Consider the following 12,679-nt stretch of genomic DNA (forward strand, 5'->3'; position numbering starts at 1 on the left):
CAGCGGTCCGCGCACCGGACTGTCCCAGCGCACCGCGACTCGGAGGCTGTCCATGAAATGTGTGGTGTTCGGCGCGACCGGCTACATCGGCGGACGATTGGTCCCGGAACTCGTGGCCGCCGGCCACTCGGTGCGGGTGATGGTGCGCAACCCGGGCAAGCTCGACGAGGTGCCGTGGCACGACGACGTCGAGATCGTCACGGGTGATGTCACCGATCCGACGACAGTGACCGCCGCGCTGGAAAACCAGGAAGTCCTCTATTACCTGGTTCATTCCTTGACGCAACGCGACTTCGTCGACATCGATCGCCGCGCGGCGCGCATCGTGGCGACCGCGACTTTGACGGCCGGGCTGTCCAGGATCGTCTATCTGGGCGGCATCATCCCGAAGGGTGAGCGGCTGTCGCCGCATCTGTCCTCCCGGGCCGAGGTCGGCGAAATCCTGCTCGGCTCCGGCGTTCCCACCGTCGAGTTTCGTGCCGCGGTGATCATCGGATCCGGCTCGGCGAGCTTCGAGATGCTGCGCTACCTGTCCGAACGACTACCCGCGATGATCACGCCACGCTGGGTGCACAACCGCATACAGCCGATCGCGATCCGCGACGTGCTCCATTACCTGACGCACGCAGGCGCACTCGGACCACAGGTGAACCGTTCCTTCGATATCGGCGGGCCCGACGTCCTGACCTACCTCGACATGCTGCGCAGGTACTCGGTGATCGCCAAGCTGCCGCGGCGCGCGGTGGTGCCGGTCCCGGTGCTGACGCCGTGGTTGTCGGCACAGTGGGTCAACCTGGTCACCCCGGTGCCGCGGGCGATCGCCGTGCCGTTGATCGAGTCGCTGGTGCACGAGGTCGTCTGCGGCGACCACGACATCGCCGAGTACATCCCGGACCCACCGGAAGGGCTGACCGGCTTCGAGCGTGCGGTGGAACTCGCGCTCGCCAAGATCCGCGACTTCGATGTGCCGACGCGCTGGTCCGACGCCGACACTCCGGGTGCGCCGTCGGATCCGCTGCCCAGCGACCCGGACTGGTCCGGCGGCACGCTGTATCAGGATGTCCGCGAACGACACACCGACGCCGCACCGGAAACCGTCTGGCAGGTCATCGAAGCCATCGGCGGCGAGCACGGCTGGTATTCGTTCCCGCTGGCCTGGTCGATCCGTGGCTGGATCGATCGGCTCGCGGGCGGCGCCGGACTGCGGCGGGGGCGGCGTGATCCGCACCGGCTGCGGGCTGGTGAGGCGCTGGACTGGTGGCGGGTCGAACATATCGAGCGGCCGCGACTGCTTCGGTTGCGTGCGGAGATGCGAGTGCCGGGAGATGCTTGGCTGGAACTGTCCGCGGAGCCTGAGCCGGGCGGCGGCACGATGTATCGGCAACGGGCGGTCTTCGAGCCGCGTGGTCTGTCCGGGCATGCGTACTGGAAGGCGATCTCCCCGTTCCACGAGGTCGTCTTCGGCGGTATGGTCCGCAATATCACCGGCGCCGCCGAAGCGACTGAACGTCAAGGCGATTCGTGACCGCCGGCATCCTGCACGTAGCCGATGGACACGTGCGGCTACTACTCGGGTCTCGAGCCGTGCTCATTCGTTCTTTCCAAGCCGGAGAACGGGATTCGTGAGTACCGTCCGAATATGGCTAATGATGTGTTGGTACTCGGGGCGGGCGTTATCGGGCTGACCACTGCGGTGTGCCTGGCGGAGGAAGGTCATCGGGTCCGGGTTTGGGCGGAGCGGTTGCCGGAGCGGACGACCTCGGCGGTGGCCAGTGGGTTGTGGGGGCCTGGCACTACGCCAAGGGATTCGGCGTGGAGCCGGGTCACGTTCGACGAATTCTCGCGGCTGGCCGACGATCCCGCGTCCGGGTTGCATTTCGAACGCGGACTTCAGGTTTCGAGCTCCTGGCCCGAACCGCCTTCTTGGGTGCACGATTTCGTCGACGTGGACATGTGCGCCCCGGACGAACTGCCCGATGGCATGCTGTTCGGCTTCTGGTGCACGGCACCGCTCATCGATCTGCCGCGCTACCTGCGGTACCTGACCCAACGGCTGGCGGCGCAGCACGTCGAGATCGAGCAGCGGACGGTGCGCGACCTCGCCGAGGCCGCGGCCGCCGCACCGGTCGTGGTGAACTGCACCGGCGTGGCGGCGGGCAAACTCGCCGACGACGAGGCCGTGCAACCGGTGCGCGGACAGCATGTGATCGTGCGCAATCCCGGCCTCGTCGACTTCTATGTCGAGATCGGCGGCGAGTGTGAGTGGGCGGGCTTCTTCCCGCACGGCGATCGCCTGATCCTCGGCGGCGTGCGGCAGCGCGGGCAGTGGAGTCTGGACCCCGATCCCGAAGTGGCCGACCAGATTCTGCGCCGCTGCATCGCGGTCGAGCCGAAGCTCGCCGATGCGGAGGTGGTCGGCCACGAGGTCGGTCTCCGGCCGGGCCGCACGGAGGCCAGGGTCGACGAAGAACGGATCGGCGAGTCCAGGGTCGTGCACAACTACGGCCACGACGGGCTGGGCGTCAGCCTCTCGTGGGGCAGTGCGCGCGCGGTCGCGGGCATGCTCGCCGACTGAGCGGTCGGGGAACTCCGGCAGATTCGTTGACTCTGACACCGTGTCAGGCCATAGACGTAGGTGGTCACCACTTCGACCGGAGGGCCACGTCCATGAACAGCACCGAACCCGATATCAGCTGGTACACGACGCAGAGCACGTTCACCGATCCAGGCACGTTCGCGGAGTGGGTCGCCGCGCTCGACCCTGACCCGGCAGCACTGCGCGAGGTCGCCGCCGGGCTGGTGTTCCACTTCTGGGGCAACGGCGACATCACCGAGCACGGTTTCGCCCCGCAGCGACGCGAGGAGATCGACCTCCGCTATGCCGAGGACATCTTCGCCAGGCTCCACGACCTGAATCCGGCACCGCTCGACGCGGAACGCGCGCCGACCGAGCGGGTGGTCGGGTGCTGCCGGGACTTCACACTGCTGTTCGTCGCCATGGCCCGCCAGCACGGGATTCCGGCCCGGAGCCGCACCGGTTTCGCCACGTACCTGATGCCGGGCTGGGCGGTGGACCACACAATCGCCGAAGTCTGGGATGCCGGGCAGCGCCGTTGGCGACTCATGGACCCACAGTTCCCGCCCGGCTATCAGGATCCCACCGATGGCGCACCCCTGGACGTGCTCGACGTCCCGAAGGACCGCTTCCTCGTCGCCGCCGACGCCTGGACCCGTTGCCGCAACGGCGAATCCGACCCGGCCCGCTGCGTCGTCTCCCCCGACCAGCCCGCACCATTCCTGCGCGGCTGGCCCTACCTGCTGCACAACCTCGTGCTCGATCTCGCCGCACTGAACAAGCACGAGATGATCCTCTGGGACCTCTGGGGACCACTCGACCTCTCCACCGAAGTCGCGGCAGAAACGATTACCGAAATGGACACCCTGAGCGACCTACTCCGCGACCCGACAACCGAAACCGACCGTATCCGTAAGGCTTTCGATGACGGAGCACTGCGGGTGCCCGCGATGATCCACACCGCGACACCACCCGCCGGAGTACCGCGCCCGATCACCCTGCGCTGAGCTCGGCATCCGGCATCCGCTGCGCCTGAGCCATTTCCAGATCGAGCAACCGCTCGGCCCGAGGCACCACGAAGGTGCGATTGATGAAGAGCCACAACCCGACCAGCACAATCAACGGCAGACCGGACACCAGCGACGACTCCCCTGCCTCGTCGGGCGGGTAACTGTAGATCACCACGACCCGCAATATCGCGTCGGCCAGCAACACCGAACCCAATGTCGCGGTGACGAACCGGTAGATCATCCGAAACCGCGCCGACTTCGACCACGTTCGGTCGAATCCCGCGGCCCGCAGCGGATCCCCCTTCGCGGCAACGGGTTTGAGTGCGTCCCGCATGAACGGATGATCCGTCCAGGTACTGGCGAGCACGACGATCCCACCGACCGCGATGTACAGCGAACTGCGGGCCAGCACAAATCGCGCATCGCCGCTGATCGAGGTCAACACGACACCGGCCACGACTTCGGCAAGCACCAACACCGCGAACCGGTCGACCGGGCGTGTTCCACTGCCCCGCAACCGGGTTCGCAGGAGATCGCCGATGACGATCAGCCCGGCGACAACCGCACCCACCACCATGCTCATCGTGTCCCCCAGCCCGCCGAGGTAGCACCCGACGAGCACCGCGGTGGACACCGCGGTCAGGACAATGGCGAATCGCCACCGGAATTCGCCGGCCTGCAGTCCACCGCCGATGGCCTTGGCGGCCAGCAATGTCCCGCCGATGGACAAGCGGATCGCGGCGGGCAACCCGGTCGGCGCGAGCAGCGCGAACACCACCGTCGGCAGGAACAGATCGATGGCCGCGTTCGCGACCGTCAGCAGCAGCCACCGTGCCTTCTTCCGCTTCTCGATCGCGCCATCCATGCAGCCCACCCATCTCTTCAGAATATCTCAGTCGATAATCATCTTAGTTTCTAAGATAACGAGAGACTAAGGTAAGTTGGTGACATGACGCAAGAGGTACCACCAGCGGAAGCCCCGGACCCGACCCTGCTCGGCCGCGAATTCGCATCGGCCATGGTGAACTTCCATGCCGCGACCGGCAAGCTGCTCGGTCTCAGCGCGGTCGAGCGCAAGTGCATGGACACGCTGCGCATCCTCGGCCCGGTGCCCGCGGGAACCATCGCCGAGCACACCGGCTTGACCACCGGCGCGGTGACCGGCCTGGTGGATCGGCTGGAGAAGGCCGGTTACGCGAAGCGCACCCGTGATCCGCAGGACAGACGCAAGGTCCTCGTCGAGCTCGTGCCCAACGAGCGGGTCGACGCGCTATTGGCCGCGGTGTTCGTCCCGTTCGGCGCGGAGATGACGGAACTGATGTCCAGGTACTCCCCCGCGGAACTGCAGGCGATCAGCGATTGGATCGACCGGACGACCGACATCCTGGTGGCCAACACGCATCGAATTTCGGCCCCCGACTTCGCGCGCTGAGTCGCCTTGCGGCGGAACGGAACTCGCAGCCACGAGGCCGCCGCTTCGGAAGTTCGGTGCCGCGGGGAAGATTCGGCAGGCACCTCGCAGAACTACTGATCCGAATGACCAGACCAGTGCTGAAATAAGAGCGGATGACGGGATTTGAACCCGCGACCCTCACCTTGGCAAGGTGATGCGCTACCACTGCGCTACATCCGCGTGCGCATCCCGGGTGACTCCGTGATGCGTTGAAAACTTTAGCCGATCGGCGGCGGAAAATGCCAATCCGTGCTCAGGCGCCCTGTTCGGCGGCCGCGCGGGTGCTGCGCAATCCGAGTCCGGCGGCGCTCAGGCAGGCCAGCGAGACGACCACGACGAACCAGGGGAACACCGTGCTCAGGCCCCAGGTGGTGGCGGCCCAACCGGCCAGGATGGTCGGCAGCGCCATCGCGGTGTAGGCGAGCAGGTAGTACGCCGACATGGTTTCGCCCCGCTTGTGTTGCGGCACAACCTCGGACAGGTGGCGCAGCGAACCGCCGAAGCCGAGCCCGAAGGTGGCGCCGAGCAGCACACCGGCCAGCAACACCACGACCCAGTTACCGGTGTGCAACGCGGGCACCGTGAGCAACAGCGCCACCGCCATGCCGGTGTCGCCGCCGATGGCCGCGCGCCGGGCCGGGATCTTGGTCGCGAACAGCTGCGAGGTAGCGCCGGCCAGTGCGGTCGACGCGACTACCGCGCCGCCGAAAACCAAGTTGTGGATACCGGTTTCGGCCGAGGCGAGCGACGGGTAGAGCGACAGCAGCACGCCGAGCACCGACCAGGCCGCCATCACGCCGAGCGCGGAGAACCAGAAGTCGCCCCGAATCTCCGACGGCACAGACGGTTTCGCGATCCGGATGCGACCGGGGATTCGACCGGTGTGCGGCTCCTCCAGCGCGATGACGCCGATACCGATCAGCAGGCACACGACGGTGATGACGACGTACGGCGTGCGCAGTGGATGCGGCGCGTACTGCGCGAGCAGCGCCGAACCCAGAATAGCCACGGCCATACCGATATTGAACGCGACACCGGTGAGCTGACCGGACCGCGCGCCGTGCTTGGGCCGCAGATCCAGCAGCGCCGCCGCACCGGCGACCACCGTCGCACCGACCGCGAAGCCGTGCAACGCGCGCGCTATCAGCAACATCACCACGTTGTCGGCCAGCAGGAACACCGCAAGCCCGGCGATCATCGTCACAAACGCACCGAGCAGCACCGGCTTGCGCCCGACCACATCGGAGATCTTGCCGGACACCAGCACCGCGCCGAGGGCTGCGAACGCGTACACCGCGAACACGAAGGTCGTGGTCAGCGGCGAGAAGTGCCACTCCTTCTGATACATGCCATACAGCGGGGCAGGTACCCCGGAAACCCCCAGCGCGACCCCACCCGCAGCCAAGATGAGCCCGTAGGCCCAGCGTTGTGATGTCCGCTCGTCAGCGGCGGGCACCGCTATCGTCGCTGCCATCGAAACTCCGATCAGGTAAGTTTGATAATGATCGAACCTCGTACGACAGTACAGTTAGTATGACGATCATCAAACCCCGGAGTGAGGTAGATCATGACCGAAGCTAAGGAGGCGGCGGCCGAGGCCCCGCCGGTGGCCCCGCTGTCCACCGTGCTCGGCGCGATCCAGGACCCCATCCGCCTGGAGATGGTGCGCCGCCTGAGCAACGCGGGCACCGCGGTCCGCTGCAACGAGCTCTACGAGGTGATCAACAAGTCGACCGCGACGCATCACTTCAAGATCCTGCGCGAGGCGGGCGTGATCGAGCGGGTGATCGTGGACGGCCAGATCTGGCAGCGCCTGCGCGCCGCGGACGTCGAAACCGCCCTGCCCGGCCTGCTCGCCTCGGTGGTCGACAACGCCAACCGCGCCAGCGACGCCTGAGCCGCACTGAAATTCGCGGGTGCGCATCCGTAACGCCGTGCGCCCCAGCGAATTTCAGCGCAGAGAACTGATGCGTCAGCCCTCGACGAGCCTGCGCACCGCGGCGGGCAGTTCGCGAGTTCGCTGATACGGCCCGGCAATCGACGCCGCGAACGGCCGCGACAGCAGCGTATTCGCGATGGCGCAGACCTCGTCGGTAGTGACCGCGTCGATCCGCGCCAACGTCTCCGAGACGCTGCGGTGATTGCCGTAGCTGAGCTCACTGCGCCCGATGCGGTTCATCCGCGACGCGGAATCCTCCAGGCCGAGCACCAGCCCACCACGCAACGATCCCTTGGCGCGAGCACATTCGGCATCCGTAATGCCGTTCGCCGCAACCTCTTCGAGCACGCCACGCGCCAAAGTAGCCACCTTGCCGAGGTTTTCCGGCTGGCAGCCGATGTACACCGAGAACGCGCCGGTATCGGCGAAGGTGTCCACACTGGAGTACACCGAGTACGCCAGCCCGCGCTCCTCCCGAATCCGTTGGAACAGCCGGGAACTCAGCCCGCCACCGACCACGGTGTTGAGCACCGAGAGCGGCCAGCGCCGCTCCCCTTCATGCCGCCCGAAGGCCCGCACGCCGAACGCCAGATGCGCCTGTTCACTGTCGCGGTGGCTCCAGTGCAGCTCCGGCTCGCTGGCGGGCCGAAACCGGCCCTCGCGCCGCTTGGCCGGGGTGGCCGCGGGATCGAGCCGATTCTCGAACGCGCGGTGCACCAGTTCCACCGTGTGATCGTGTTCGACATTGCCCGCGACCGCGACGACCATCCGGTCCGGCCGGTACCGCCGCGAATGGAAGCCGCGCAGCTGCGCCGCGTGCATCGACTCGATGGATTCGATGGAACCGATCACCGGCCGCCCGATCGGATGGTCACCGAACAGCGCGGACAGGAACGCGTCGCCGACCAGGTCCTCGGGATCGTCGTCGCGCATGGCGATCTCCTCGAGCACCACCTGACGTTCCAGGTCGACGTCCTCGGCCCGGCACAGCCCGTTGAGCACCACGTCGGAGACCATGTCCACGGCCAGCGGCAGGTCCTCGTCGAGCACGTGCGCGTAGTAGCAGGTCTGCTCCTTCGCGGTGAACGCGTTGAGCTCGCCGCCGACAGCGTCCATCGCCTGTGCGATATCCAGTGCCGTGCGCGTCGGGGTCGCCTTGAACAGCAGGTGTTCGAGGAAGTGCGCCGCACCGGCGACGGTGGGGCCTTCGTCGCGCGAGCCGACACCCACCCAGACGCCGATCGAGGCCGAGCGCACGCCGGGGACATGCTCGGTCACCACACGCAGCCCGCCGGGTAGCACGGTGCGTTGTACGCCGGGATCGATCATGTTGGCTCGCAGCTCCAGTGACGAACCCCCCTGCTCGCGTCGGAGCAGAGGGGCTGTCGTCTTCTTCGTCGTCACAAAGACAAGTACTACTCGGTCGCTGCCGCGCCCGCATCAACGGTCTCGGCTTCGGCCGGCTCTTCGGCGTTCTCCTCGACCGGGACCAGCGAAATCTTGCCGCGGTTGTCGATATCGGCGATCTCGACGCGCAGCTTGTCGCCGACGTTCACCACATCTTCGACCTTGGCGACGCGCTTGCCGTTGCCGAGCTTGGAGATGTGCACCAGGCCGTCGCGGCCGGGCAGCAGCGAGACGAACGCGCCGAAGGCGGTCGTCTTGACGACCGTGCCCAGGAAGCGCTCGCCGACCTTCGGCAGCTGCGGGTTCGCGATGGCGTTGATCATGTCGATCGCTGCCTGCGCCGCGGGGCCATTGGTCGCACCGACGTAAACCGTGCCGTCGTCCTCGATGGAGATGTTGGCGCCGGTCTCCTCGGTGATCTGGTTGATCACCTTGCCCTTGGGCCCGATCACCTCGCCGATCTTGTCGACCGGGATCTTGATCGCGGTGACGCGCGGCGCGTACTGGCTCATCTCGTCCGGGGTGTCGATGGCCTCGGCCATGACCTCCAGGATGGCGGTGCGTGCGTCGTACGCCTGGCTCAGCGCACCGGCAAGCACCTGCGAGGGGATGCCGTCCAGCTTGGTGTCGAGTTGCAGCGCGGTGACGAACTCGCGAGTACCGGCGACCTTGAAGTCCATGTCGCCGAAGGCATCTTCGGCGCCGAGGATGTCGGTGAGGGCGACGTAGCGCACCTCGTCCTCACCCTTGTCGTTCTTGATCGTGTCGGACACCAGGCCCATCGCGATGCCGGCGACCGGCGCCCGCAGCGGCACACCGGCGTTCAGCAGCGACAGGGTCGAGGCGCAGACCGAGCCCATCGAGGTGGAACCGTTGGAGGACAACGCCTCCGACACCTGACGGATGGCGTACGGGAACTCTTCCTGGCTCGGCAGCACCGGCATCAGGGCCCGCTCGGCGAGCGCGCCGTGGCCGATCTCGCGACGCTTCGGCGAACCGACGCGGCCGGTCTCACCGGTCGAGTACGGCGGGAAGTTGTAGTGGTGCATGTAGCGCTTGCTGGTCTCCGGGCCGAGCGAGTCGACCTGCTGGGCCATCTTCACCATGTCGAGGGTGGTGACGCCCAGGATCTGGGTCTCGCCACGCTCGAACAGCGCGGAACCGTGGGCGCGCGGGATAACGGCGACCTCCGCGGACAGCGCACGGATGTCCGCGAGACCGCGGCCGTCGATGCGGAAGCCGTCGGTCAGGATGCGCTGGCGCACCAGCTTCTTGGTGACCGAGCGGAACGCGGCACCCAGTTCCTTCTCCCGGCCGACGAAGTCGTCGCCCAGGCGGGACAGCACGTCGAGCTTGATCTCGTCGATCTTCGCTTCGCGCTCCTGCTTGTCGGCGATGCCGAGCGCCTCGCCCAGCTCACGCTTGGCGGTGCCCTCGACGGCCTCGTAGACATCGGCCTGGTACGGCGGGAACAGCGGGAACTCGCCGACCGGCTTGGCGGCCAGCTCGGCCAGATCCTGCTGTGCCTTGCACAGACGGGCGATGAACGGCTTGGCGGCCTCCAGGCCCTCGGCCACGACAGCCTCGGTCGGCGCCTGTGCGCCGCCGTCGATCAGCGAGATGACCTTCAGGGTGGCCTCGGCCTCGACCATCATGATCGCGACGTCACCGGACTCGACCACGCGGCCCGCGACGACCATGTCGAACACGGCGCCCTCGAGCTGCTCCACGGTCGGGAACGCGACCCACTGGCCCTCGATGAGCGCGACCCGCACGCCGCCGATGGGGCCGGAGAACGGCAGACCGGAGATCTGGGTGGACGCGGACGCGGCGTTGATCGCGACGACGTCGTACAGGTCGTTCGGGTCCAGGCTCATGATCGTGACGACGACCTGGATCTCGTTGCGCAGGCCGTCGACGAACGACGGGCGCAGCGGACGGTCGATCAGGCGGCAGGTCAGGATCGCGTCGGTGGACGGACGGCCCTCACGACGGAAGAACGAGCCGGGGATGCGGCCCGCAGCGTACATGCGCTCTTCGACATCGACCGTCAGCGGGAAGAAGTCGAACTGGTCTTTCGGGTGCTTGCCCGCGGTGGTCGCGGACAGCAGCATGGTCTCGTCGTCCAGGTAGGCCACGACCGCGCCGGCGGCCTGACGGGCCAGGCGGCCGGTCTCGAAGCGGACGGTGCGGGTGCCGTAGCTGCCGTTGTCGATCAGCGCGACGGATTCGAACACACCGGGCTCGACCTCTACGGCCGAGGACTTGCGTTCTGTTGTTTCGGTCATTCTCTGCTCTCAACCTCTCGTCTTCGCCGGATCGAGCGCCATCTGGCGCGATCCGGCTCTTCGTCAGCCGTACCTGGTACGGACGCGCGGCAACCATCCTGGCTGCGGCACGTGCACCCGGCCGAATCCCCTTGGATCACGGCGACGCGGAGGCGGTCATCGATCGAAGCCCGCCGGCGGTATCTGCCCTGCCGGGAGGCCACTACCGAAGACCGACGCCACGCAGGCGGGTGCTCACGGCTGTGCAATGTCGTCGTATTTCGGGCCCACGCAAAAGACTGCGGCCCGCATACACGAATAGCCAACGGGGAGATTGTACGTCTCCCCGCTGGCCGGGTCTCCGGCTACCTCGGGTAGCCGGCGTGTGGAGCTATCAGCGGCGCAGGCCGAGACGCTCGATCAGCGAACGGTAGCGCTGGATGTCGTTGGCGGCCAGGTACTTCGACAGCCGACGACGGCGACCGATCAGCGCGAGCAGGCCGTGCCGGGTGTGGTGATCATGCTTGTGCACCTTCAGGTGCTCGGTGAGGTCGGAGATCCGCTTGGACAGCAGCGCGATCTGGGCCTCCGGCGAGCCGGTGTCCTTCTCGTGCAGGCCGTATTCCTTGAGAATCGTCGACTTCTGCTCAGTGGTCAGAGCCATGCGGCATCCACTCCCTATTTCAGTCCCGCGCTCGAAGTTCCGGTTACCCGGGCCGGGTGCCACCGCGGACCGCAGCAAACCCGAGGATCTACCTTACCGGATCGGATTCTGCCGACCGAATCGGCCGGGCTTTGTCCGAATTCGAGCCAATTATCGAGCGGACAAAAGGGATCGGCGCGGCAGGTTTATCGGTCGTCCGCGGCGGCGAGGATCTTGCGCGTGGTCTCCACGTCGCGGCCCATGTGTTCGATGAGTTCGTCGATCGAATCGAACTTGCGCTGACCGCGCACGTGGTCGACGAAATCGACCGCGACGTGCTGGCCGTAGAGGTCGGCCTCACCGTCGAGCACATACGCCTCGACAGTGCGGGCGCGGCCCGAGAAGGTGGGGTTGGTGCCGACCGAGATGGCGGCCATCGCCCGCTGACCCGGCGTGACGGTGCCGATGGTCGGGCCGGGGCCGAGCACCGTGAACCAGCCCGCGTACACGCCGTCGGCCGGGATCGCGGCGTGCATCGGCGGCGCGACGTTCGCGGTCGGGAAGCCGAGCTGGCGGCCGCGGCCGTCGCCGTGCACCACCACGCCCTCGACCCGATGCGGGCGGCCGAGCGCCTCGGCCGCGGCGGCCATGTCGCCCGCGTCGACGCAGGCGCGGATGTAGGTGGAGGAGAAGGTGACCGCGTGTTCGCCGAGCAGTTTCACGCCGTCGACCTCGAAGCCCCAGCGTCCGCCGAGCTCACGCATGGTGTCGATGGTGCCCGCGGCCTTCTTGCCGAAGGTGAAGTTGTCGCCGACCACGACCTCGACCACGTGCAGCCGCTCGACCAGCAGATCGTGCACGTAGCGCGCGGGGGTCAGCTTCATGAAAGCCTGTGTGAAAGGCATCACGCAGAACACGTCGATGCCCAATTCCTCGGCCAATTCCGCCCGCCGGGTCAGCGTGGTCAGCTGCGCCGGATGCGAGCCGGGCCGCACCACCTCCATCGGATGCGGATCGAAGGTCATCAGCACCGCGGGAACACCGCGCGCGGCCGCCGATTTCACCGCTCTGCTGATCAGCTGCGCGTGACCGCGGTGCACGCCGTCGAAGACGCCGATCGTGAGCACACATCGGCCCCAGTCCGCGGGCACATCGTCCAGACCTCGCCATCTCTGCACAGTCGGCAGCTTATATCGCGCAGCTGAACGGGGTTCGACCGAAGCCTGCGATGTCACGCAACGCTTCCGGTGTTGTGTACGGGTGGTGAATCCCTGGTTCCACTGTGCGGCGAGCTGTGTCATTCGGGAGGCATGTGCTTAAGCTCGAGTATGTGCCCGGTAAACGAGACATCGCCACCCGCCGTGAGCTAGCCGACGCTGCTGCGC

Annotated in this window: 11 protein-coding genes and 1 tRNA gene; 5 read left to right on the top strand and 7 right to left on the bottom strand. The window is 67.0% G+C overall.

All coding sequences use genetic code 11. The annotated features are described in order from the left end of the window. The first annotated feature begins 52 nt into the window (after positions 1-52). The 3 genes from ACFWF1_RS08595 to ACFWF1_RS08605 all read left to right on the top strand — a co-directional run bounded on the left by ACFWF1_RS08595 (position 53) and on the right by ACFWF1_RS08605 (position 3,582). Entirely contained in the window at positions 53-1,525 is a 1,473-nt protein-coding gene (locus ACFWF1_RS08595) for an SDR family oxidoreductase (protein WP_379284558.1), read from the top strand. A 114-nt stretch (positions 1,526-1,639) separates the two neighbouring features. Next, a complete protein-coding gene (locus ACFWF1_RS08600; protein WP_379284560.1) occupies positions 1,640-2,575 on the top strand; it encodes an FAD-dependent oxidoreductase in 936 nt (311 codons plus the stop codon). A 92-nt stretch (positions 2,576-2,667) separates the two neighbouring features. Beyond that, positions 2,668-3,582: a transglutaminase-like domain-containing protein gene (locus ACFWF1_RS08605; protein ID WP_379284562.1), complete on the top strand. Its 915-nt coding sequence runs from the start codon at positions 2,668-2,670 to the stop codon at positions 3,580-3,582. Here ACFWF1_RS08605 and ACFWF1_RS08610 read toward each other — a convergent pair. Further along, positions 3,569-4,450, bottom strand: a complete 882-nt coding sequence (locus ACFWF1_RS08610) for a VC0807 family protein (protein ID WP_379284564.1) — start codon at positions 4,448-4,450, stop codon at positions 3,569-3,571. The two genes, ACFWF1_RS08605 and ACFWF1_RS08610, sit on opposite strands and share 14 nt — an antisense overlap. Before the next feature lie 84 nt (positions 4,451-4,534). Here ACFWF1_RS08610 and ACFWF1_RS08615 point away from each other — a divergent pair, with 84 nt between their 5' ends. After that, on the top strand, positions 4,535-5,017 hold the full coding sequence (locus tag ACFWF1_RS08615; RefSeq protein WP_379284565.1) for a MarR family winged helix-turn-helix transcriptional regulator: 483 nt from the start codon (positions 4,535-4,537) through the stop codon (positions 5,015-5,017). A gap of 129 nt (positions 5,018-5,146) precedes the next feature. Here the strand turns inward: ACFWF1_RS08615 and ACFWF1_RS08620 are convergent. Together ACFWF1_RS08620 and ACFWF1_RS08625 are read right to left on the bottom strand one after the other, a co-directional pair. Further along, positions 5,147-5,218, bottom strand: a tRNA-Gly gene (locus ACFWF1_RS08620). 73 nt (positions 5,219-5,291) lie between these two features. Beyond that, positions 5,292-6,512, bottom strand: coding sequence for an MFS transporter (locus tag ACFWF1_RS08625; protein WP_379284566.1), 1,221 nt, complete (start codon positions 6,510-6,512; stop codon positions 5,292-5,294). A gap of 93 nt (positions 6,513-6,605) precedes the next feature. Here ACFWF1_RS08625 and ACFWF1_RS08630 point away from each other — a divergent pair, with 93 nt between their 5' ends. Then, positions 6,606-6,935: an ArsR/SmtB family transcription factor gene (locus ACFWF1_RS08630; RefSeq protein ID WP_379284567.1), complete on the top strand. Its 330-nt coding sequence runs from the start codon at positions 6,606-6,608 to the stop codon at positions 6,933-6,935. 75 nt (positions 6,936-7,010) lie between these two features. Here the strand turns inward: ACFWF1_RS08630 and ACFWF1_RS08635 are convergent, their stop codons facing one another. The 4 genes from ACFWF1_RS08635 to ACFWF1_RS08650 form a co-directional block, all read right to left on the bottom strand. Beyond that, positions 7,011-8,306 (bottom strand): M16 family metallopeptidase, encoded by a 1,296-nt coding sequence (locus ACFWF1_RS08635; protein WP_379284568.1) that lies wholly within the window; start codon positions 8,304-8,306, stop codon positions 7,011-7,013. An 86-nt stretch (positions 8,307-8,392) separates the two neighbouring features. Continuing rightward, complete coding sequence (locus tag ACFWF1_RS08640; RefSeq protein WP_379284569.1) at positions 8,393-10,672, bottom strand: polyribonucleotide nucleotidyltransferase; 2,280 nt, start codon at positions 10,670-10,672, stop codon at positions 8,393-8,395. 373 nt (positions 10,673-11,045) lie between these two features. After that, positions 11,046-11,315: a 30S ribosomal protein S15 gene (gene rpsO, locus ACFWF1_RS08645; RefSeq protein WP_357378623.1), complete on the bottom strand. Its 270-nt coding sequence runs from the start codon at positions 11,313-11,315 to the stop codon at positions 11,046-11,048. A gap of 185 nt (positions 11,316-11,500) precedes the next feature. After that, positions 11,501-12,472 carry a bifunctional riboflavin kinase/FAD synthetase gene (locus ACFWF1_RS08650; protein WP_379284570.1) on the bottom strand — a complete coding sequence of 324 codons (972 nt, stop codon included), beginning with the start codon at positions 12,470-12,472 and terminating at the stop codon, positions 11,501-11,503. Positions 12,473-12,679: the final 207 nt, after the last annotated feature.

This window comes from Nocardia sp. NPDC060255, from assembly GCF_042727395.1.
Taxonomy (GTDB): Bacteria; Actinomycetota; Actinomycetes; order Mycobacteriales; family Mycobacteriaceae; genus Nocardia.